The sequence below is a fragment of the Psychrobacter sp. Pi2-1 genome (assembly GCF_904846645.1).
Taxonomy (GTDB): domain Bacteria; phylum Pseudomonadota; class Gammaproteobacteria; order Pseudomonadales; family Moraxellaceae; genus Psychrobacter.
Genome location: NZ_CAJHBO010000002.1, coordinates 116,749 through 139,804, shown reverse-complemented (window position 1 = coordinate 139,804; position 23,056 = coordinate 116,749). Strand labels below are relative to the sequence as shown.

19 protein-coding genes are annotated in these 23,056 nt (G+C 43.9%); 7 read left to right on the top strand and 12 right to left on the bottom strand.

What is annotated here, in order from left to right; translation table 11 throughout:
- Nucleotides 1-506 precede the first annotated feature (506 nt).
- Nucleotides 507-3,122 carry a DNA topoisomerase (ATP-hydrolyzing) subunit B gene (gyrB, locus tag JMX91_RS02635; RefSeq protein ID WP_227679237.1) on the top strand — a complete coding sequence of 872 codons (2,616 nt, stop codon included), beginning with the start codon at nt 507-509 and terminating at the stop codon, nt 3,120-3,122.
- A gap of 126 nt (nt 3,123-3,248) precedes the next feature.
- Nucleotides 3,249-3,875 (top strand): manganese efflux pump MntP family protein, encoded by a 627-nt coding sequence (locus JMX91_RS02630; RefSeq protein WP_201547543.1) that lies wholly within the window; start codon nt 3,249-3,251, stop codon nt 3,873-3,875.
- Nucleotides 3,876-3,981: 106 nt separating this feature from the next.
- Here the strand turns inward: JMX91_RS02630 and rlmF are convergent, their stop codons facing one another.
- Nucleotides 3,982-5,019, bottom strand: coding sequence for a 23S rRNA (adenine(1618)-N(6))-methyltransferase RlmF (gene rlmF, locus JMX91_RS02625; protein WP_201547542.1), 1,038 nt, complete (start codon nt 5,017-5,019; stop codon nt 3,982-3,984).
- 87 nt (nt 5,020-5,106) lie between these two features.
- The gene (locus tag JMX91_RS02620) at nt 5,107-5,862 is read right to left on the bottom strand and encodes a LysE family translocator (RefSeq protein ID WP_201547541.1); all 756 of its coding nucleotides are present in this window, start codon (nt 5,860-5,862) and stop codon (nt 5,107-5,109) included.
- A gap of 229 nt (nt 5,863-6,091) precedes the next feature.
- Here JMX91_RS02620 and JMX91_RS02615 point away from each other — a divergent pair, with 229 nt between their 5' ends.
- A complete protein-coding gene (locus JMX91_RS02615; protein ID WP_201547540.1) occupies nt 6,092-6,892 on the top strand; it encodes a crotonase/enoyl-CoA hydratase family protein in 801 nt (266 codons plus the stop codon).
- 193 nt (nt 6,893-7,085) lie between these two features.
- Here JMX91_RS02615 and JMX91_RS02610 read toward each other — a convergent pair whose 3' ends face one another.
- On the bottom strand, nt 7,086-7,904 hold the full coding sequence (locus tag JMX91_RS02610) for a hypothetical protein (RefSeq protein WP_201547539.1): 819 nt from the start codon (nt 7,902-7,904) through the stop codon (nt 7,086-7,088).
- 366 nt (nt 7,905-8,270) lie between these two features.
- On the opposite strand from JMX91_RS02610, the gene JMX91_RS02605 reads away from it, so the two are divergent.
- Nucleotides 8,271-9,431 carry a MalY/PatB family protein gene (locus JMX91_RS02605; protein WP_201547538.1) on the top strand — a complete coding sequence of 387 codons (1,161 nt, stop codon included), beginning with the start codon at nt 8,271-8,273 and terminating at the stop codon, nt 9,429-9,431.
- Between the two features lie 201 nt (nt 9,432-9,632).
- On the opposite strand, the gene JMX91_RS02600 is transcribed toward JMX91_RS02605, so the two are convergent.
- The gene (locus JMX91_RS02600; RefSeq protein WP_201547537.1) at nt 9,633-11,930 is read right to left on the bottom strand and encodes a YadA-like family protein; all 2,298 of its coding nucleotides are present in this window, start codon (nt 11,928-11,930) and stop codon (nt 9,633-9,635) included.
- 694 nt (nt 11,931-12,624) lie between these two features.
- Between JMX91_RS02600 and guaA the strand changes: the two genes are divergently transcribed.
- Complete coding sequence (gene guaA, locus JMX91_RS02595) at nt 12,625-14,235, top strand: glutamine-hydrolyzing GMP synthase (protein WP_201547536.1); 1,611 nt, start codon at nt 12,625-12,627, stop codon at nt 14,233-14,235.
- A gap of 102 nt (nt 14,236-14,337) precedes the next feature.
- Here the strand turns inward: guaA and JMX91_RS02590 are convergent, their stop codons facing one another.
- The 4 genes from JMX91_RS02590 to JMX91_RS02575 all read right to left on the bottom strand — a co-directional run bounded on the left by JMX91_RS02590 (nt 14,338) and on the right by JMX91_RS02575 (nt 18,049).
- The gene (locus tag JMX91_RS02590) at nt 14,338-15,186 is read right to left on the bottom strand and encodes an HNH endonuclease signature motif containing protein (RefSeq protein WP_201547535.1); all 849 of its coding nucleotides are present in this window, start codon (nt 15,184-15,186) and stop codon (nt 14,338-14,340) included.
- 198 nt (nt 15,187-15,384) lie between these two features.
- Entirely contained in the window at nt 15,385-16,389 is a 1,005-nt protein-coding gene (locus JMX91_RS02585) for a YhdH/YhfP family quinone oxidoreductase (protein ID WP_201547534.1), read from the bottom strand.
- A 192-nt stretch (nt 16,390-16,581) separates the two neighbouring features.
- Nucleotides 16,582-17,559, bottom strand: coding sequence for a zinc-binding dehydrogenase (locus JMX91_RS02580; RefSeq protein WP_201547533.1), 978 nt, complete (start codon nt 17,557-17,559; stop codon nt 16,582-16,584).
- 235 nt (nt 17,560-17,794) lie between these two features.
- On the bottom strand, nt 17,795-18,049 hold the full coding sequence (locus JMX91_RS02575; protein ID WP_179798547.1) for a DUF2798 domain-containing protein: 255 nt from the start codon (nt 18,047-18,049) through the stop codon (nt 17,795-17,797).
- A 344-nt stretch (nt 18,050-18,393) separates the two neighbouring features.
- On the opposite strand from JMX91_RS02575, the gene JMX91_RS02570 reads away from it, so the two are divergent.
- Nucleotides 18,394-19,113 (top strand): aspartate/glutamate racemase family protein, encoded by a 720-nt coding sequence (locus JMX91_RS02570; RefSeq protein WP_201547532.1) that lies wholly within the window; start codon nt 18,394-18,396, stop codon nt 19,111-19,113.
- Between the two features lie 25 nt (nt 19,114-19,138).
- Here JMX91_RS02570 and JMX91_RS02565 read toward each other — a convergent pair whose 3' ends face one another.
- The gene (locus JMX91_RS02565; RefSeq protein WP_201547531.1) at nt 19,139-20,182 is read right to left on the bottom strand and encodes an NAD(P)H-dependent flavin oxidoreductase; all 1,044 of its coding nucleotides are present in this window, start codon (nt 20,180-20,182) and stop codon (nt 19,139-19,141) included.
- A 216-nt stretch (nt 20,183-20,398) separates the two neighbouring features.
- Here JMX91_RS02565 and JMX91_RS02560 point away from each other — a divergent pair, with 216 nt between their 5' ends.
- A complete protein-coding gene (locus JMX91_RS02560; RefSeq protein ID WP_201547530.1) occupies nt 20,399-20,656 on the top strand; it encodes an abortive infection family protein in 258 nt (85 codons plus the stop codon).
- A gap of 126 nt (nt 20,657-20,782) precedes the next feature.
- Here the strand turns inward: JMX91_RS02560 and JMX91_RS02555 are convergent, their stop codons facing one another.
- From JMX91_RS02555 to JMX91_RS02545, 3 genes are all read right to left on the bottom strand, one after another.
- Nucleotides 20,783-21,160, bottom strand: coding sequence for a DsrE family protein (locus JMX91_RS02555; protein WP_102078217.1), 378 nt, complete (start codon nt 21,158-21,160; stop codon nt 20,783-20,785).
- 177 nt (nt 21,161-21,337) lie between these two features.
- The gene (locus JMX91_RS02550) at nt 21,338-21,889 is read right to left on the bottom strand and encodes an acyl-CoA thioesterase (RefSeq protein ID WP_057757622.1); all 552 of its coding nucleotides are present in this window, start codon (nt 21,887-21,889) and stop codon (nt 21,338-21,340) included.
- 59 nt (nt 21,890-21,948) lie between these two features.
- Nucleotides 21,949-23,046 carry a YheT family hydrolase gene (locus tag JMX91_RS02545; RefSeq protein WP_201547529.1) on the bottom strand — a complete coding sequence of 366 codons (1,098 nt, stop codon included), beginning with the start codon at nt 23,044-23,046 and terminating at the stop codon, nt 21,949-21,951.
- Nucleotides 23,047-23,056: the final 10 nt, after the last annotated feature.

Sequence of the window (23,056 nt, the reverse complement as noted above, 5' to 3'; positions counted from 1 at the left end):
TTTATCTTTTACTCACATTGTGACTATTATCTATCTACTTTTATCTTTCACTCTTTGGTATTACAGCCACTACCATTTGTTCTGTCAGTTACTATGTTAAGACGACCTTCCACAGACGGTAAAACTCTCAGTAAACAGTGACTTAGAAGCAAAAAAATGTTAAAATAACCCTTTATTTTTGTTCTGTACTCAGCAGTTTAATTGATAGCATCATAGAAAAGGTTTCTATTTTTCAATCATCTATAAGTATTTGATAATTATGTATTTTATTTATTTCAATAGTTTTAGCAATAGGTAGAGAAACAAAGACTATTACTAATAAATAATTTGCTAATTTTATCTCTGTGCAGCCTTTTTTGAGGCTAGCAGTAGTTAATAGTTTAGCTGCTCATATGCACTCTAGATTATGAATAATAGACGTTGATTTTAAGATGCCATTATGAAGCGGACTTTTTATAAGTGCGCTAACTATAAATGGCTGATTATGGCTAGATTAAGGAATGTACATGAGTGATTCATTACCTATTGACTACGAGCAATTGGTAGATGACAGTGCTACTGAAGCAGCTGTGTCTACTGTAGTTTCAGAGGTGTTACCTTCTGATTATAGTTCTAAAGATATTCGCGTATTGCGTGGGTTAGAGGCCGTACGTGTGCGCCCTGGTATGTATATCGGCGATACCGATGATGGCACAGGTTTGCATCATATGGTCTTTGAGGTGGTGGATAACTCTATCGATGAGGCTCTGGCTGGTCATTGTGATCAGATTGATATCGTTATTCACGAAGATGAGTCTGTCAGTGTGATGGACAATGGCCGCGGTGTGCCTGTTGATATCCATCCAGAAGAGGGTGTATCAGCGGCTCAGGTTATTATGACTGTATTGCATGCGGGCGGTAAGTTCGATGACAATAGCTATAAAGTTTCAGGTGGCCTGCACGGGGTTGGGGTATCGGTCGTTAATGCGTTGTCTAAAAAGCTTGAGATGAATATCTGGCGTGAAGGCTATCATTATCATCAGACTTATACTGATGGTGTACCTGATAGCGATATCCAACAGATGGAAGCCACCGACCAAACAGGCACACAAATCCGCTTTTATCCTAGCAGTGACGTGTTTACTGGTACGATCTTTGAGTACGATATCTTAGCAAAACGCTTACGTGAGCTGTCGTTTTTGAACTCTGGCGTGCGTATAGTTTTGACTGATGAGCGCATTGATAAGCGTCATGAGTTTGAGCACAAAGGTGGCTTGCTAGAGTTTGTTAGTTACATCAATGCTGGTAAAGACGGTATCAATGAAGTATTCCATTTTACCAGTCAGCAAGACGACGGTATCAGTGTGGAAGTTGCACTGCAGTGGACAGATACGTATAACGAAAAAGTATTGTGCTTTACTAACAACATTCCGCAAAAAGACGGTGGTACGCATCTATCAGGTTTCCGCTCAGCACTCACACGTGGCTTAAATAGCTATATGGATCGTGAAAACTTGTTCAAAAAAGAGAAAGTCGCCGCAACTGGTGATGACGCTCGTGAAGGTTTGACCGCAATTGTCTCTGTAAAAGTACCAGATCCAAAATTTTCAAGTCAGACCAAAGATAAGCTGGTATCGAGCGAAGTGAAGTCTGCTGTCGAATCAGCGATGCATGATAAGTTCAATGATTATCTGCTAGAGAATCCAAGTGCTGGTAAAGCCATTGCTAATAAAATTATGGAAGCAGCACGTGCACGTGATGCGGCTCGCAAAGCGCGTGAAATGACGCGTCGTAAGACCACTTTGGATATTGCAGGTCTGCCTGGCAAGTTGGCTGATTGCCAAGAAAAAGATCCAGTACTCTCAGAGCTATACATTGTGGAGGGTGACTCTGCAGGTGGCTCAGCGAAGCAAGGTCGTAGCCGTAAAACGCAAGCAATCTTGCCATTAAAAGGTAAGATTCTAAACGTCGAACGTGCACGTTTTGACAAAATGCTATCGTCTGCCGAAGTGGGTAACCTGATTACTGCATTAGGTTGTGGTATCGGTCCTGATGAGTATAATCCTGATAAAGTACGCTACCACAAAATCATCATCATGACCGATGCCGATGTTGATGGATCGCATATTCGTACCTTGTTATTGACGTTCTTCTTCCGTCAAACGCCTGAATTGATCGAGCGTGGTTATGTATATATTGCTCAGCCGCCGCTATACAAAGTGAAAAAAGGTCGTCAAGAGTTATATCTAAAAGATGATGAAGCGCTTAAAGCGTATCTATTGTCTTCAACAATTGATAATACCAAGCTGCATATCAGTGCCGATGCGCCTGCGATTACTGGTCAAGCGCTTGAGACACTGCTTAATGACTACAACCAAACACAGTTGATCAAAGCACGTTTACAGATTCGTTTCCCAGCGGTAATTTTGGACGCGTTGACGCATACGCCAAAACTTAGCACTGACATGACTTATGATGAGTCTGCCATGCAGGATTGGAAAGCAGCAATGCAGACTAAGCTTGATCACTTCGGTAGCGATCTAAGCCCTGAAATTGAATTGGTTAATATCCATGCGCCGCAGCCAAAAAATATGGATGCAGCCGCAGCAGATCTATTGGGTATGACGCCGGTAGTAGGTACCGTAGAAGGCGAAGCGTCAGATAATGAGGCTTTATCTACCAAGGCACAGTGGCTACCACGCGTCACGGTATATGTGCATCAACTGGCACACCATTATCTGTTAGATGCTAGCTTTATCAACTCTAGTGAGTATGGCAAGTTGTTACGTCTATCAAGCGAGTGGAATACGTTGCTTGAGAGCGATGCTTTTATCCGCCGTGAAGCAAGTGCAGGGACGACTAAAGATATCCCAGTACGCGACTTCGATTATCTATGGCAACAAATGATGCTGGATGCGCGTCGTGGTCTAGCTATCCAGCGTTACAAAGGTCTAGGCGAGATGAACGCCGACCAGCTATGGGATACAACGATGGACCCTGAAAATCGTCGTATGCTACGCGTTACTATCGAAGATGCTATCGCCGCTGACCATATGTTTACTTGCTTGATGGGTGATCATGTTGAACCGCGTCGTATCTTCATTGAAGAGAATGCGCTAACAGTATCGAACTTAGATATCTAAATTTGAAATTGGTTACTGACAATTTATAAAAATACCGCTTTGATATTCAAGGCGGTATTTTTGTTTCACGTGAAACTCATTTGTTAGCGTTACTATTACCTAATAATTATAATCTGTGGAAATCAAATGGTTGAAGTAATTTTACTCGCTATTGCTTTAGCAATGGATGCGTTTGCAGTGTCAATAGGGTTGGGTGCTAAGGCTCAAAAATATAGTCATCAATATGTACTGCGCTTGGCTATCTATGCTGCGCTTTACTTTGGTATCGCTCAGGGTGTCATGCCTCTTATCGGATACTTATTGGGTGCGGCAATGTTGGGTTGGTTGGCCGCTGCTGCACCCTGGATTGGCGGTACTATATTGATTGCTCTAGGTGGCAAAATGCTTTACGAAGTGTTTACTGCTGATGAGTCAGATACTGACAGTGATGATCTGGATGTCAATGATGATGCTATTAACACTGATAGTGACACAGTAACAGCCAAGAGTAAGCATGGACATATCAATCACCGCACCATGTTTACGTTAGCGGTTGCAACCAGTATTGATGCAATGGCAGCAGGGTTTACGCTGAATTTATTGGCACTGAACGCGTGGTTAGCCTGTCTTATTATCGCTATAGTAACCGCTATATTTGGCTGGCTTGGGATCTATTTGGGACGTCGCTCAGGCACGTGGCTAGAAGATAAAGCTGAAGCGTTGGGCGGTATCGTGCTTATTGCGATTGGTCTAAAAGTGATGTTTTTTAGCTAATATATTTAGATTTTTACTGAGTATTTATACAAAAGCACCACTTTGAATATTAAAACGGTGCTTTTTTGTTTCACGTGAAACTCGAATTGACAATTTTGCTTAGTGATTACTCTTCGTCAGTATCAAAACGCCAAGCTAGTACGCGAGTGCTTTTCTGACCTTGGCTCATTTCGATAATACGCATTTGAGCGACATCAAGTTGCTTTAACAATAGCTGTAATGGTTTAACGTTTTCAGATTTTGATACTAAGGTTGTGAACCAACCAACATGTTCTGCAAAGCTCTGGCTTTCTTTTGCCATTTTGGTCAAGAACGCAATTTCGCCACCTTCACTCCATAGCTCTTTGTGCTGACCGCCAAAGTTTAGGTTTTGCGCAGCGTTGCCTGATTTGGTTGAGCTACGGCTGATTTGCTCGCTTTCATTCTTACCACGATGGCGCTGCAAGTTATGTTGCTTTCGGCTATTGGCTTCCATCGCTTCTTCTAATGACGCATGAAATGGAGGATTGCAAACCACGACATCAAAATAATCTTGACGACCAATGATGTTTTTAAAGATAAATTTAGGCTCAGGCTGCAGCTTTACTTTGACCGCACTCTTTAGTTTTGGATTGGCTTCACAAATTAGCGCTGCGGTATTGACCGAGATAGGGTCAATGTCACTTGCTGTAAAGCGCCAGCCATAGCTTTGACTACCAACGATAGGGTAGATAGCACTGGCACCAGTACCGATATCAAGTGCATGAATTTCTTTACCCGTTGGCGGTGTATTATCGGCGTTTACGTGAGTGGTTTGCGCCAACAAGTCCGCGATATAGTGAATATAATCGGCACGTCCAGGAATAGGCGGACATAGATAACCTTCAGGAATGTCCCAAAATTTAACCCCGTAATAGTTTGCCAACAGTGCTTTATTCAGCACACGAACAGCCTGATGATCCGAGAAGTTAATCGTCGACTCACCTTTAGGGTTGGTAATGGTGTGGTCAGCAAGCTCAGGTAAAGCGCGAGTCAATACCGCAAAGTCGTAACGACCTTGGTGAGGGTTACGTGGGTGCAGCTGACCGAGTTTCTTCGCGGTCGCAGGAGATCTGTTTCTGTGTTTACTATTTGCAGGGTTACGGGTCATGGGCTTACTTGTCATAATGTCAGGCTACGATATATGGATATAAGTAACCAGTGTAGCAGATTTCGCAGGTTGCTAATTGTTTATCCGCGCTTTATCGGTCGCTTATCGGTGACGCAATATCAAGTTAAGCCCTAATACGATCATCGCAGTACCCAATACGCGGTCGATCCAATGCTCAAATCTTTGGAAGCGTCGATGTACCGCAGGGATAGAGAGTAGCATGACTACCGTACTAAACCATGCCATCTGTAACACCATCATCCATACACCATAAATAGCCAATTGCCAAAGCGGTATGTCAGGCGACAATACAAGAGTAAAAATGGCTACAAAATAGACAGGCGCTTTAGGATTAAAAACATTACAAAGGAATCCGCGACGCAACGTGGCAAAGGTCGATTCGTCATTACTAGGCGATTTTTTGATAGAGGTTTCTTTGGTTGTAGGTGTGGTCTGGCTAGCAAGCGAATCTTGCGAAACGTGAGCGCTTGAACCTACTTGTGAATCTGCTTTTTCCAAAGGATGTGTTTTTTCTAAAACATGAGCTGTTTCTAAATCTGCTGGTTTTTTAGGCTTAGCTTGGATACCTTGCCAACCTAAGTAAATTAGATAGCCGCCGCCCAACCATTTAATAGTAGTCAATAACGGCTGCGAATGAGCAATGACAGTCGCCAGTCCTAAGACAGAATAGATAATATGGACGGCAAGACCCAAGGTAATACCGAGACTACAAATCAAACCTGTGCGTCGACCTTTTGCCAACGTCTGCTGCGAGACTAAGACAAAATCAGGGCCAGGTGAGGCCGCAGCCAATAGATGTACGCTAGTGATAAGCAAAAAACCGTGCCAAAATTCCATAAAATACTCTGAACTATATTTAGACCTGCAACATAGTTGCACTTATCGTAAATGAGGTCAACTTTTATCGATTTTTGCACTATGCGAGTCATCTCTATTGCTTGTGTTATAGAACGAGGGTGTCTATATTAAAGGTGACTTATCGCTCAATCTCTACCGATAAATTATCGAGATTTGATCATATAACCACTCATTACATGCCAATGATTACTTTAACAAGGATGGAACCATGACTACGGATAGTAACGCCACAGAAAACCGCATCACCTATAATACGCAAGGCCATGTTTGCCTTGTCGGGCTAAATCGTGCCAATAAACACAACGCCTTTGATAGTCATATGATTGCCCAACTGTCTGACGCCATGACCCGTTACGAGGCAGACGATAACTTACGCTGTGCGCTGATATTTGCGCATGGTGATCATTTTACCGCTGGGCTGGATTTGGTAGAGCTGCAAGACAAGCTAAGCGATGGCGTGTTTGAGTTTAATGATGATCAAATCGACCCGTGGGGCATCGGTGGAAAACTGCGTACCAAACCCGTGGTCGTGGCGGTCAAAGGTACTTGCTTCACAGTGGCTATCGAGCTGATGCTAAACAGTGACGTGGTTATCGCTAGTGATAACTGCAACTTTGCACAAATGGAAGTACAGCGCGGCATTATGCCATTTGGCGGGGCGACGGTACGTTTTGTCGCAGCAGCAGGTTGGCAAAAAGCCATGCCATATCTGCTTACTGGTAAAGCATTCGATGCGCAAACGGCTGATAGGCTAAATTTGGTCAGTGAAGTGGTAGCAAATGGGTCTGAATACGAGCGTGCATTAACGCTAGCCCAAGAGATCTGTAAAGCCGCACCTTTGGGTGTGAGAGGTGCATTGTCTTCAGCGCAAGATGCTAGCCGCAATGGTGCAGCAACGGCATTGGCCAATATCCATAGCTATCTCCCGCCGCTGTTTCATTCAGAAGATGCCAAAGAAGGCGTGATGGCGATGGTTGAGAGACGTGAGGCTGAGTTTAAGGGGCGTTAATATTAATAAAGTTTAAGAATGATTTCTCATACGCAAAAGATAAAAGTTCGATATGTGGAGTTATCTTTTAAACCTCCGTAAAAGTCCTATTTAGTCGAACATACCACCCAAAAAAACCTCGCAATCGCGAGGTTTTTTGTTTTATCTAGTATGACTAACTATACTAGTGTCAGTTTTAACCGCTCAACTATAATTATTTAGCTTTTTGGTAGTAGTCAACCATCATAGTACCCAAAGTGCCGTTGTCATCGATCGTGACGATTCTGACCGTACCTGATTGTGCTGCGGTACTCGACTGCACTTGTCCAGCGTTACCTAACACGACTTGGTTGTCTTTAGACGCCTTTGCCTCGTTACCGATAGCGATACTGTTCATGCCGCCTGCCATAGATTTATTACCGACTGCGATCGAAGTCGCGCCTTGTGCCATAGCCGCTTCACCGACAGCGGTAGAGCGCATACCGCTTGCATTGGCTAGATGACCAAATGCTTGTGCGCGTTCAGCGGTAGCTTTTGACTGCCAACCGATAGAGGTTGAGCCTAGACCAGCGGCATTAGCTTCACCGCCAACGGCAGTGGCTGAGTTTAGACCTGCATTGGCTTTATTACCGACAGCAACCGTATCGTTATTTCCACCTGCCATAGCTGCTTCACCGACAGCGGTAGAGCGCACACCACTTGCATTGGCTAGATGACCAAAAGCTTGCGCACGTTCGGCAGTGGCTTTTGATTGCCAACCGATAGAGGTTGAGCCTAGACCAGCAGCGTTAGCTTGACCGCCAATGGCAGTAGCTGAGTTTAATCCTGCATTGGCCTGACTACCGATGGCAACGGTATCATTGGTGCCGCTAGTCGTGGCAGCATTGCCGAGAGTGATAGCAGTGCTGCTAGTTACGTTTGCAGTTTGATGGTCAGTTCCTGTTGCCATAGCAGTGCAAGAAGCGGTTGTGGCAATGGCAAAGGTAAGGGCACTAATCTTTAGTACTGATTTCGGTAAAAAGTCCATTTTCATTCTTCATTCCTTTTTGTTAGCCTTGATGGCTTATTAGATAGTTTGGGTAGATGTTGATAGATTATAATCATGGCAACATCAGCGCACTTTGGCATAAATAACTTTATCATAGATAGAGTCCGAAACCTTAATGTAGCATTAATTTTTAGTCATTATTGAAATAAAGTTTACTTTATATCTTTGACGGTTATTTAAGCCGATAAATGGATATTTAGGGTCTAAAATCACTTTAATTCTTTGTGAAAAATTGAATGCGCCTTAATCTACTACAGCAGATAGCGTAGCGTATATTGATAATACAATGCATATATTGCGCTGTATTTTTTACGTTCCAAACCATTATTATTCCAAATAAGAAGAGTACCAATGCAATATAACTTTGATGAAATAATCGACAGACGCGATACCGGCTCACTCAAGTGGCACTATAGCGATGGCACGATTGCGCTATGGGTAGCAGATATGGATTTTAAGGCTGCCGCACCGATACTAAGCACGGTTGAACAAGTCATGCAGCATGGCATCTTGGGTTATACCAAACCTACTGACGCTTTATATGACTCAATTATTAACTGGCATGGCAGTCGTTATGACTTGCAGTTAGAGAAGCAAAATATCTTGTTTTCCCCTGGTGTCGTGCCAAGCCTAGCGCTGATGATGAATGTCTTTACCAAGGTAGGCGAAGCAGTATTGGTCAACGATCCTATCTATACACCCTTTATGAGCAAGGTTGAGCAAAATGGTCGCAAGCTTGTACTTTCTACACTGAAGGAAGTCGAAGGTAAATATCATCTGAACTTGGTTGATATCGAAGCTAAAATCATCGAGCATGAGGTTAAGCTTTATCTACTGTGCAATCCGCATAATCCTGGCGGGCGCGTATGGACGAAGGACGAGCTGGAAGCGCTACTTGCGATTTGCAGAAAGCATAATGTGGCAATTGTGAGTGATGAAATTCATCAAGATTTAACCCTGACTGGTCATACGTTTACGCCATTTCTGACGCTGGCAGAAGGCTATGAGCACAATGTCGTCAGCCTGACTTCGATGACCAAAACCTTCAACATCGCAGGTATCAAAGGCTCGATGATATTTGCTAAAGATAAAGCGCTAATCAAAAAAATCAGTCAGCAGCAGCAATTAAATGATGAGTACGAGCTGAACCTATTTGCGTATACAGCCATGCGTAGTGCTTATGAGCACGGCGGTGAGTGGCTAGAGCAGGCGCTAAGTTATATCGAGGCCAATATTGAATTGACCGTGCAATTTTTAAATGAGCATTTGCCTGATATTAAAATCATGCGCCCAGAAGCATCGTACCTAATTTGGCTAGATTGCTCAGCATATAGCCAAGACGATCAGGCGCTGTATGATGCGCTTAGAGCTGCCAAAGTTGAGCTAAACGCTGGTATTAAATATGGTGAGGAAGGACATTTAAAGATGCGCCTAAATGTGGCCTGTCCTAAAGCAATATTGATAGAAGGGTTGAATCGTATGCGTATAGCCTTTGGAGATAGCCTCAAATAGAGCATCAAACAGATATAAAATGTGAGTTAGATATTTGCACTTATGCACTAGTTTGAAAGTTAGATTAGTTTTCTACTTATAGGCCTGACTATATCTGAGCAAATAAAAACCCCGCAATTGCGGGGTTTTTATTTGGCTTGTTTTAATGGTCTTTACTTTGTCTGTATAAACCAACGGTTTAAGCAAGTACTTATAAGTTACTTACCAAGCGAAAGTAACGCCGCCACGTGCGCCTACTTTGCCAGTATCAGTACCAAAACCTGCACCTGTTGAAATGGTAACACTGTCACTGACTCGTCCAGCAAACGATGCGCTGATCGCGGTACTACTGTTATAGTAGCCCGTACCGATAGTCATCGCATATTTCTTACCTGAAGGAATAACTGGTGTCTCCATCGATAATGCCATGGCAATACCGTCTTCTGCTTCATCCAAACGATCTTCCTGACGATTGTACTGACTACGCAAATCGTTGAACTGTCTGGCGCTTGCAAATGAGTCTACACTACTGGTACCTAATGTACCGTTTGCATCAGCTGTCACGATACTGGTAGTCCCAGATTGTGACGCAGTGCTCGCCTGTAATTGGCCTGTACTGCCCAAGACAATTTGGTCATCATTTGCAGCAGAAGCACCGTTACCGATAGCAATACCGTTTGAACCACTAGCAGTTGATTGGTTGCCTAGCGCGATAGATCCTGCACCTTGTGCCATTGCGGCTTCACCAACAGCGGTCGAACGTACGCCTGTTGCAGAAGCTAAATGACCAAAAGCTTGCGCACGTTCAGCACTAGCGGTTGATTGCCAACCTATTGCGCTAGCTCCCGCTTGCGTTGCTTGAGCTTGAGCACCAACAGCAGTTGAAGAGGTGCCAGAAGCCGTGGTTTGACGCACACCACTTCTATCCCCACCGATCGCTACACCATCTAAACCTGACGCTACCGAGTTATTACCAATAGCGACGGCATTATCTGATTCTGCGCTAGCTGCTTCGCCTACTGCTGTTGAGCGTAGACCAGTCGCTGATGCTAAGTGACCAAATGCTTGCGCACGTTCACCAGTTGCTTCTGATTGCCAACCTACTGAAGTAGACCCTAAACCTGCAGCATTTGCTTGACCACCGACAGCAGTGGCTGAGTTCATACCAGCATTTGCTTGGTTACCGATAGCTACAGTGTCATTACCACCGCCTGCCATTGCTGCTTCACCGACTGCCGTAGAACGCACACCGTTTGCTTGAGCCAAATGACCGAATGCTTGCGCACGTTCGCCAGTAGCTGCTGACTGCCAACCTACTGAAGTAGAACCTAAACCTGTAGCGTTGGCTTGACCACCGACTGCAGTGGCTGAGTTATTACCTGCATTAGCTAGATTACCAATAGCGACAGTATCGTTACTGCCACCAGCGACCGATTCGTTACCTAGTGCCACCGAGCGTTCGCCTTGTGCTTGCGCAGCTTCACCTACGGCGGTAGAGCGTACGCCGTTCGCTTGAGCTAAGTGACCGAATGCTTGCGCACGTTCACCAGTAGCTGCTGACTGCCAACCTACTGAAGTAGAACCTAAACCTGCGGCATTTGCTTGACCGCCGACTGCGGTGGCCGAGTTCATACCAGCATTTGCTTGGTTACCAACGGCAACGGTATCATTGCTGCCGCCTGCTATTGCTGCCTCACCCACTGCCGTAGAGCGTTCGCCGTTCGCTTGAGCCAAGTGACCGAAAGCTTGCGCACGTTCAGCATTTGCGCCTGACTGCCAACCAATAGCGGTTGCGCCTGGACCAGTGGCTACTGATTCGCCGCCAACTGCCGTAGTAGAGTTGCCTTGCGCACTAGCACCAGCACCGATTGCCACAGCGTCATTACCATTGGCATTTGAGCCAACACCATCTTCGTCTAAATCACCGTCATTGTTGACGTCATTATTACCACCAATGGCGATAGCACCATTACCTGTAGCCGTGGCATCTTCACCGACAGCAACTGACTGAACACCGATTGCAGAGGTCTGATGACCTAGTGCGGTTGATCGATTGCCTGCAGTAATCGCTTGCCAGCCGATAGCAGTAGCACCAGGACCACTTGCTAATGACTCGCCGCCAACGGCTGTTGTTGAATTGCCTAGAGCCTGAGCACCAGCACGTGACCCATCTTCAGAGACTCCGCCGCCAACTGCTACTGCATCTACGCCATCAGCTTGTGAGTTAGCTCCAATAGAGACAGCGTTTTCATCAGAGGCAAAAGCGGTATTACCGACGGCCACAGCATTATCTGCTGATGCAAATGTGTTTTGACCAATAGCAGTAGCATTGTCGGCAAAAGCACTAGTGTTTGGACCACAAGCTAAAGCATCTACTCCAAAGCTAGATGCGCCCCCTGTTCCATTATTGAGTTGACATTCAGCTGCCATAACAGTGGAGGTGCCTAAAGATGCAGCCACAATGGCTAAAGCAAGTGAGCTAAGCTTAAGTGCTGAGCGTTTCGAGAACTCCATTTCCATAATTTTTATCCTTTTTTAAGGCCCTAAAGGCTCTAGGTTGGTTAAGCGAGTATTAAAAGGGGTGTTTGCACTATCCGTCCGTCTAAAATAACTTTACTGCCAGATAACTTAACAATTGACCGTACAAAATTTTGTCAAATAGTAGTTGGTAAAGTCACTTTTAACTATCGTCAAAACAATGCGACTTTGTATCTAAATGCGTATTTTGTATCTTCATTAGTAAGAACTAATTAATAATGTACACTGCTCCGTAATAAAAATCGATTAATATTTTTCTATTGTTTCAATATGATATGGTATTAAACAGATGTCCTTCACGAACCTTGAAGAGTAAGTGTTAATTCAAGTAGTTATATCATGAACTAGAACAATTAAAGTGATTCTGTAAAGCCTTATAGCTGCAGTATTTTTAGATGATTGTTCACTAATAACTATCCTAGATAAAGTTGTACTATAATTAAGCGATTGAAATTGAAGACTAGTGCAAATTTTATAGATTGTTTACTTAATTAGTAGAAAGTTGCTAGTAAAAAATGAGCGCCTATCAGGCTAGTTAAGAGTATTCATAAGCTTGATTCAGCAGTTTCTGATAAAAAATCTATTGAATAACGAAATTTTGCGGAGGAAGTAACCCTTATAGTGCGTAAACTTGTTAAAATAGGGCACCAATTTATCTATTGATGGATATCGATTTATGACCACTGCTGCTGCCACTCCTGCAATCAAAGAAGATCGCATCTTAATCCTCGATTTTGGCTCGCAATATAGCCAGTTAATCGCTCGCCGTGTACGCGATTCTGGGGTGTTTTGTGAGATGTTCCCTTATGATATCGACACTCAGCGCATCATCGATTTTGGCGCAAAAGGCGTCATTTTGTCAGGTGGCCCTGAGAGCGTCCACGCAGAAAACAGCCCACGTATCAACGATGCGGTATTTGATCTAGGCGTGCCAGTACTAGGTATCTGCTACGGTATGCAAGCAATGGCAGATCGTTTCGGCGGGCAAGTTCATGCCAGTGATATTCATGAGTTTGGTGCGGCGACTATCGAAGTAAATGGTCACTCACAGCTGACTGAAGGTATCGAAGACAGCAAGACTGACGGCGCGGCTGCCAAGCTAAACGTTTGGATGAGTCATGGTGACAAGGTCATCGAAGTACCTGAAGGCTTTGACATCATCGCTAGTACGCCAAGCTGTCCAATCGCGATTATGGCCAATGATGACAAGCAATACTACGGCCTACAGTTCCACCCAGAAGTCACGCATACGTTACAAGGTCAAGCGCTGCTTGGTCGTTTCGTGCATCAAATCTGCGAGTGTGCTGGTGAGTGGACGCCAGACAACATCGCTGATATGCGTATCGCACAGTTAAAAGAGCAAATCGGTGACAAGCAAGTATTGCTAGGTCTATCGGGCGGTGTTGATAGTTCAGTCGTTGCCGCGCTATTGCACAAAGCAATCGGCGATCAGCTGACTTGTGTGTTCGTTGATAACGGTCTATTGCGTTTGCATGAAGGCGACCAAGTCATGCAAATCTTTGCAGAAAACATGGGCGTAAAAGTCATCCGTGTTGATGCCGAGGATTTGTTCTTGGATGCGCTAGCAGGCGAGTCTGATCCAGAGAAAAAACGTAAAATCATCGGCAAAACCTTCATCGACGTATTCGCTGATAGCGCGCGTCAAGTGAGTGAGCAGAGCGATGGTAAAGTCGTTGAGTTTTTGGCACAGGGTACGATTTATCCAGACGTGATCGAGTCTGCCAAGTCGCATCAAGGCAAAGCACACGTGATTAAGAGCCACCATAACGTAGGCGGTTTGCCAGATGACTTGGCATTTAAACTGATTGAGCCGTTACGTGATTTGTTCAAAGATGAAGTACGCAAGCTTGGTATTACGCTAGGGTTGCCAGCCAAAATGATCTATCGTCATCCGTTCCCAGGTCCAGGTCTGGGCGTGCGTATCCTTGGTGAAGTCAAAAAAGAATATGCTGATATCCTGCGTTTGGCAGATGCAATCTTTATGCAAGAGCTTGAGCGCTCAGGCTGGTATGACAAGACGGCACAAGCATTTGCGGTATTCCAACCAATCAAATCTGTCGGCGTGGTCGGCGATGGCCGCCGCTATGCGTGGGTCATCGCGCTACGTGCGGTTGAGACTGTAGACTTTATGACGGCTCGCTTTGCGCATCTGCCGTATGATTTGATCGAAACGGTATCGAACCGCATTATGAATGAAATCGCTGAAGTATCACGCGTGACTTATGATGTTTCGAGCAAGCCACCTGCAACGATTGAGTGGGAATAGTTTTTAATAAGAGCTATCAAACTAAAAATCTGATTAGCTCAAGATAGTAATAAAGAAGCACTCAACTTAGTTGGGTGCTTTTTTTTGGTCGTTACCAGTATCTTATTGGTTTAGACGAGCTTCGGTAGCAATAACTGCATCCATTAATTTACTGTTAAACTCCAAATGATCTAGAGAGTAGTGAGCTTTTCGATGACAGGTAGGACACAACGCGATAACGTTTTGAGGTAAGTCTGCCCCACCGTCTGCCAACCTAGTTAAGTGATGGACTTCAAGGTAAGGTCCAGATTTAGTTTCAAATGGAGCTAACTCGTTACACCCTTCGCATATGCCATTAGCTCTTTTCTTAGCATAAAGTTTAATTGCTCTACTACGGTTTTGGATAGACCGAATTTTTTCTTGTGTACTTCCTTGGGTTGGCGTTGAACTTAAAGCAATCTCTCTTAATTTTTGTAATGACTGGCCTTTGCTAGGCTTAGTAATGTACATCGCTTTAGGTGATTCAACTATTTTGGAAGTTAGAGTGTGAGCTGCATCAATATTTCGATTGTTAACTATATCTAGATGGAAAACGATAGCCTCACGAAGATTACCATTTCTATCTGGCCGCTCTTCAATATGATGAAAAACATAATTGCATGTTCCTAAAAGCCGTACATAACCTCGTGATGTAGATTCAAAGAGTAGGATTTCTTTATTGTTTTTTTGATGATCGCGAATAGCTAAATTACCTTTAGACATTTTCATGTCACCCTCTTGTCCTTCACCTGTGTACTTAAAGGTACCATTAGGATCGAAATCGTCAATATATCCATATTCGCTACCAGAATCACCTGTAAATATAAATATATATGGATGATCGGCAGGAGTAGCTATACCACCATATTGTTGGCCCTTATATCTACCGTGTATATCAGCACGCCTATTATAAATTTCTCCTATCTCAAACAATTTAACTTCCTTATTACTAATATTCTATGAAGATACTATAGTAAACTTAAGTTCGCTAAAGTCAATTCGTGTTTTTCTACTTTTTATCCTAAGTTTCAACATGAATGAATTTTCCGTTGTCTATATACCAAAAATAGCGGTGCTCTTCAAAGTAAAGAACACCGCTACTATTTATAAAATTCGATCTTAAACCAAAACCTAACCCTTCACATTCACCACATAACGCCCAACCACTTTGCTCGACATAAAGCGATCTAGGTATTCTGGCGTTTGTTCTAACGTAATCTCTTCACCATAACTCTCTAGATTAGGCAGTTTCATATCGGTTGCGACACGATTCCAAATGGCTTCTTTGTCAGCCAGTGGGATATAGACCGAATCGATACCCAATAATGATACTGCTCTAGTGATGAATGGCATGACCGTCATTGAAAACTCAGCGCCACCCGCTAGACCACAGCTCGTCACCGCACCGCCCGCTTTGGTTTGTTTGAGTAAGTTAGATAGGTAATCGCCACCGATGGTATCGATAGCGTTTGCCCATAGCTCACGGCCGACAGGTTTGTTACCGATTTCATTGATGGTATCGCGATGACGTACTTCGCTTGCGCCAAGCTCTTTTAAATGCTCGCTTTGTTCTGGCTTACCTGAGAATGCAATCACGTCATAGCCGAGCTGCTTTAAGATAGCGATACTGATCGTACCTACGCCGCCTGTTGCGCCAGTCACAGCAACTGGGCCATCACTTGGTTTTGCACCCATTTTTTCTAACTTTTGGACACTCAGTGCTGCGGTTAGGCCGCCTGTACCGTAGGTCATTGCTTCTTTGAGTGTCAGCGTTTCTGGGCAAGGTAGCGCCCAACCTGCTGGTATAGAGATCATCTGACCCAGACCGCCATCCGTATCCATACCAAGATCATAGCCGAATACCAATACTTCTTGTCCTGCGCTAAACGTGCCTGACTTATCACTGACGACCACGCCAGCTGCGTCGATACCTGGGGTATGCGGGTACTGTTTGGTGATTCGTTTATTGCCCGTGGCTGACATCGCATCTTTAAAATTTAACGATGAATAATGCACTTCGATGAGTAAGTCATTCTCCGGTAAGTCACTGACTTTGCGCTCTTGGATGCTTTTTTTGAATTCGCCATCGCTGGTTTCTTCGACGACTAAGGCTTTAAATGTTGTATCGTTTGACATGGTTATATCCTTATTAAGTATTATTATTGGGGTTGATAGGTAATTGCATATGTATATGTTTACATCAGAATTATCATGGCAACAGCACGGTTAAAACAAAAAAGCCCATAGTATTATCTAACGAGTAATACAAATGGACTTTTCATATTTATGATGCCTTCAATGACAATCAATGCAAGGTTAGAGTATCACTTAAGGTTTTAGGATAACTTTACCTTTTTTGCTTGATTGTACTTTTCCAGAGACGGCGGTTGTGATGTCGTCTAGACTATAGATAGCTTCGATTGGTAACTTTAGATCGCCGTTCGAAGCGCGTTCTAGTAGCTCATCGATTAGACGTTGTTTGTTTTCTAGATCCATTTCTTGACTGGTTTTACTGCCCCAGAACCCTTTTACAACGGCTTGCTTAAAGATTAAGCTGCCAGCGTCTAGTGCCATTGGCTTGCCTGACATGATACCAAACGAGACCAGCGTGCCTTTGCTGCCAAGTAATGATAGTAGCTCGTTGCTCGACTCACCACCGACTGAATCAACGGCTGCTGTGATCTTATCATCACCAATGATAGCGCGAACTTGGTCTTTCCAGTCATCATCAGCGGTGACGACATTGTTTTTGATACCGAGTGAGGTCAGCTCTTCTATCGCGTCTTTACTACGGACGAGGTTAATCGTATTCACGCCGCGTGCTGCTGCGAGCATGGCAAGCGTTTTACCCACCGCGCCGTTTGCCGCGTTATGAATAATCCATTGACCTTTATCTACTTCTAGGAATTCTAATAGCATCAAGGCAGACAACGGCATAGCGATTAGCTGAGCAGCCAACTCGTCTTCGATGCTATCAGGCATGTTAAATACCATGCTGGCAGGGGCGACAAAATACTCCGCCCACGTCTCGTGCACACTGGCACAAGCCACACGTTGACCAACACTTAGATCTGTCACATCATCGCCCACGGCATCGATAATACCTAGCGCTTCACTACCACCGATGGCTGGCATCTCAGGCTTATAGCCGTATTGACCACTTACGGTTAGCAAGTCATGGTTATGAATAGGGGAGAGAATGGTTTTGATACGGACTTCGTTGGCAGCAGGCTGCGGCATGGGACTGTCGCCAACGCTCAATACGTTGGAGGGTTTGCCAAAGCTGTTATGAATAGCACTACGCATGATGATTTCCTTTGTTTATTTTTAATAATCGTATTCTAGTTATTTGATTGTCTGTCAGTGATGGACACTCGAAAAAAGCGTGCGATCAGCTAACAACAGTAGCAACTTTGACGGATTGTTATCAGTACTTTTTTGGTTAAGTAACGTTGTTGCTTACTGATGAGGACATTGCACAATCATGGCAAATTCAAGACAACGATATTATTGGGAAATATGCTGTAGTGCGCAGGAATATTTAATAAAACTCTATCCTGCTCAGTACATGCTCTTGTATTAGATAGGCGCAGATGTACGCACTTGGCCATGCAAACATAAAGGCCAATCCCCAAGAGTGCATCAATTCTGCAAAAAAGCCATCAACGTAGCCTACTTTTACCAATAATAGCGCTGACGAGATAATAAGCGACATCATCATCGCCATCAGACCTGTAAAGATAAGGCGATAGAGCTTGCGACGAATGCGTATTCTAATCGTGGGGAAGTTGGTCATAGTATTTGGTGTCCTACAGGATGATAGCAATTAATGACGCTCAGCCTATGATGCTGGCGTATGGCACAAATATAATTATGCGGTAATAAATAAGCGTAACTGACAAGATAGTTGGCTACGAGGGCACATGATACGCTTCGAAAATGAGTAGGTAAAATCGTTATTATTAATGGTAGGGTTTGCGATATGTTATTAATATGATTATTGTCTTTAAGGCAGCATTTTAAAGCTTTTTGAAGAAATTATTTCTAAAACGAATATCTCTAAAAATAGCGCGTTCTCAACAGTCGGTTTTGCTACGATAACTTACTATAACTAAGACCAAAAACAAATAGGAGTATAGTATGGCAGCTCAAGAACAACGAGGGTCTCAACAAAAAACATTAGGAATCATCGGTGGTATGAGCTGGGAGAGTACCGAGAGCTATTATCGTCTGATTAACGAAGGTGTCAAGCATCAGCTTGGCGGACTACATTCAGCAGATTTGTTGATTCATAGTGTGGATTTTGCATTGATCAATACGTTACAGGAGCAAGGCAGATGGGACGAGCTAGGCGTGATAATGGCTAGCAGCGCTCAGCGTCTACAAGCAGCTGGCGTACAAGGAATCATGATTGCCTCTAACACGATGCACAAACTGGTCGATGACGTGCGCTCCGCCACAGACTTGCCATTGACTCATATCGCTGATGCGACTACTGATGCTATCAAAAAACAAAATCTCACCAAAATAGCCCTGCTTGGTACTCAGTTTACGATGACTCAAGATTTCTATAAGCAGCGTCTGATTGATGCGGGTTTACAAGTATTGATACCAGAAGATGAGGCGAGAGCAGAAGTACATCGCATTATCAAAAAAGAGCTGTGTGTCGGTGAGTTTAAAGACAGCTCACGAGAGTATTATCGTCAAGTGATTAAAGATTTGGCAGCGCAAGGGGCAGAGGGTGTGATCTTGGGCTGCACAGAGATTGGTCTACTTATTAAACAGGATGATAGCCCGATACCTGTATTTGATACCACAGCTATTCATGCCGCGGCGGCGGTAGATTTTTTATTAGAGTAGTGCGGACTGACAAAAATATTTAAGCCTATAACGTTTTTATCAGTCGCTCAAGCAGTTCAAACGTGCTTTCTTGTTTGACCAAAGTTACCCCTTGTCCTGCCCATAAAGATTGATGTTCTGCATCCATATTTTTAGAGGCATGAGCTCGCATAGATTTGGACATGGCATTTAATTGTGGGTAGGGCGGTAGCTCATCAGCGCTTTCAAATTGAGCAAAATCACGCAGATAATCGTTTAATAAACCACGAGCGAGCTTACCTGAAAACAATCGAGTTAAGCGCGTTTCTGAGCTGCGCCTGCTGTGACTGGCATCGAGTAAGGCTTGTTTATAAGTATCATTGATACCGCATTGGTCAGTGGTCAAAAACGCCGTCCCCATTTGTGCCAGCTCGGCACCAGCTGCCTGAATAGCTTTGATGGCTTGTCCAGTCATAATACCACCTGCTGCGATCAACGGAATATTAGTACAGGCACGCGTCTGACCAATCAACGTCAACAATCCCAATGGATCGCTTTCACTTTGCGGCAACCAACCACCGCGATGACCGCCAGCTTCTGCTCCTTGCGCGCACACCGCATCTGCACCAATATCTGCCCATGCTTTCGCTTCTAGTGGATGATTGGCGGTACCGATGACGCGTGTGCCGAAACTTTGCAGACGCTGAACTTGCTCAGCACTGATAATGCCAAAGGTAAAACTGGCAACGGGAACGGGATTGTCATAGAGCACTTGTAGCTGCTCTGCGAAGCTCTGCGCGGGGCGTTCAGGTAGTGTAAATTCAATATTATTGTCTTGATAGTATTGACTTAGCCAAGCGGGAATTTCGGTATCAAAGGTCGTAGATTCTTGCTCAGACAATACCATGAGATTGACCATAAACGGACGGTCGGTGAGCGATTTAATAGTATTAATTTGGCTGGTCAAAACATTTGGCGCAGTCATGCCAGATCCTAATGAGCCCAGTCCACCAAATTTACTCACCGTCGCTGCCAGCTCAGGCGTGGTTGCTCCTGCCATTGGTGCTTGGACGATAGGGTAGGTTAAGTCTAGAGTATCAAGTAAGGTCATGACGGGTAGCCTTTTATTAAGGTGTTTGCATGACTTACTTTAACAGAGCTGGGCGAACAGTACGTGAGATAGTGTTTATTTAGTTGCTGAATAAGAGGATGAGCTTTGGCTACGAAGTTGTAGTTAAGATAGTTGGCTATAAAACTGTAGTTAAAGCTTATTAATACATATACTTGAGATTACTAAATATCTAGCCAAAGAAAGTTGAAACAAATCATGAATAATATCTCTCAAATTACTCGACGTGACATATCTAACAAGGCAAAAGCAGCGAAGTCAATAAGACAGATTTTAGGTAGTTTGTCCGCTGTTGTCCAAGGCATTGCAGAGGTTAGAAATGAATATGGTAGTGGTCATGGTAAAGATAGCCAGTTTAAAGGCTTGCAACCTAGACATGCTAAACTGGCAGTCGGAGCTGCTTCCACTTTAGCAATATATTTTCTGGAAACACATAAAATGAGAAAAGGTAATTAAAATTTATCTTTTTAAGAAAGTTTGCTCACCTATAAGGTAAAAAATAGGTCAGCTTTCAAGCCACCCAACGATGACTAAGAAAACTGACCCATTCTTATAACTTCATTAACTGATTTTGCTTACTGTTTAATTCAACTGCAACGACCCTTTCGCGTTCATCAACAGCTCAACAACATCATCACCGCTAATCACTTCAAAGCGTTTGTCGATATCTGATTCTTCTACACCATTGTGTTTCATACAAGCGCCGCAGACCAACACTTGGCCACCTTTTTCAATAAAGGCTTCTAGTAACTCACCAGCTGGCTCAAACGGATCGCCGATATCTACATTGTCTAGCGCGTTTGGTTTTGCCAGATGTACGGCATCCACCATTAATATCACAGTAGCAGAATGGCCTTTTTTCAGTGCCACGCCTGCCATGGTAAATGCTAAAGTAATTTTGCTTGGGTTTGATTCGCTATTATCAAATAACGTGCCGACATAATCTGTTGTATTAGCCATATTATTCTCCTTATAAGACTATACTTGTTTTGTCTGAGTATGTACTCACTACTATCCTAACATTTATTATATGTATTTATATAATGAGTTGTTATGAAATAGTAGCTATAAGGTTGCTTGCTTATACCATCTGTTAAATAAGATAAAAGTAATTAATTACTAGCTTATAAAGTTAAGTTAGTCAGCTGTATCGACAGGCGGCCACGGACGATCAGCATCACTTTTAATCCACTCAGCTACGTAACCCGTTGGCGGTAGATCCCAGTCAGATTGGCCTAGTGCAGCCAGTACTTGTGCCGTATCTATCACTCTACCACCTTTGGTCACACCGGTACGCAGTAGTCCAGATGAACAGGGCTGGCCCTTGACCCACATTGATTGCTCTATATACAACCAGCGCGCGTCGATACCGACGATTTTGGTCTTTAGCGTGACTTTTTGAAAGGCGCGAATACGCTTACGGTATTGAATAGTGCTGCCAGCGATGACCAGGCCCCAGCGTTGTTTTAATAACTGCTTGCCAAGCCCAGTCCGTACTGCAAAGTCCATACGACCCAAATCATACAGCGTAAATACGCGGCCGTTATTCATCTCCAAAAAATTATCTATATCGGATAAGCGGCAGCGAAATTGAATCTCACTGGTGTCCTTAAACGTCAGTGTGTCGCCCTTTTTTGCTTTTAGGGCAGCATGAGCAATGGTGCTAGCATAACGGATAAATGGGTACATAAAACACTCTCAAAAAGTTATAAACGTTGGCGTTATTATTTTGTCATTGATGACAGTGATTATTTATTGTCAGAGCCCACATCCTGAGAAGACTCGCTAGTAGAAGCCACACCAATCCAATTAAAATAAGCGCTGACCGTCTCAGGTATCCAGTTGATATCGAACTTTGAAGTCTTGGATTCTTTATCATTGGTGACAGACGATTTGCTTTTGGAATGACCATTGTCTGAGCGATAACGCAAATAACCGATGTGCCCGCCGTGCTCAGTATCTAAGATAGTGACACTCTCAGAAACATCATTTGGGGTAGCAGTAAAGCCAATGAAAGGATCGTCTTTTGCACTGATTAATAGCAGAGGGTGAGTAACGTTGCGCAAGTACGGCATTGCGGATGCAGTATGATAATAGTCGTTTTTGGAGCGATATCCGTGACGCGGCGCAGTAAAAATATCATCGAAATCACTGATACGATTGGCAGCTTTGATAGAGTTGATTTCATCTTGAGTGAGGTCGTTTGCCAATGCTTTTTTGATAATTGGGTTAAGCAGATAAGGCGTATAAATACGATGACTCAAGAAGCTGTGCATAGTAATAGCAGCTGAAGACATATCGACTGGCGCGGAGATAACAACGGCACCTTTACATAGGACTTTGTCCTCATATTCGCCCATGTATTTGGCCAGTGCATTGCCTCCTAATGAGACACCAACGGCATAGATATTGGCATACTGCTCACGCAAATTCTGTAGCGCATGATGCACCTCGTCAGTGTCGCCTGCATTATAAAATACTGTGCCACTAGCAGGAATACCGCCGCAACTACGGAAATGTGCCACCACAAAGTGCCAGCCTTGCGCGTGCATTTGGTATGCTAGTGCGCGAGCATAATGACTGTCACTACTGCCTTCCATCCCATGGAATAATACAATCAATGGAGTTTGCTCAAGTTCGCCATCTTTTGATGCTTCTACAGGGTGCGCATCATAGAAGTCATAAGCAATATCACTCTCGTCCAATGAGTCTTTTTCGACCACGCGGCGGTAGGTCGGTGACTTTGGCGCAAAAAACTTGGGCAGGATGCTTTGCAGATGGGGATTGGTCAGCCAAAATGGTGGCTTAAAAGGTGCTGGAGAAAAAGGTTTGGTTGAAGTTGGCATATATTGGTCT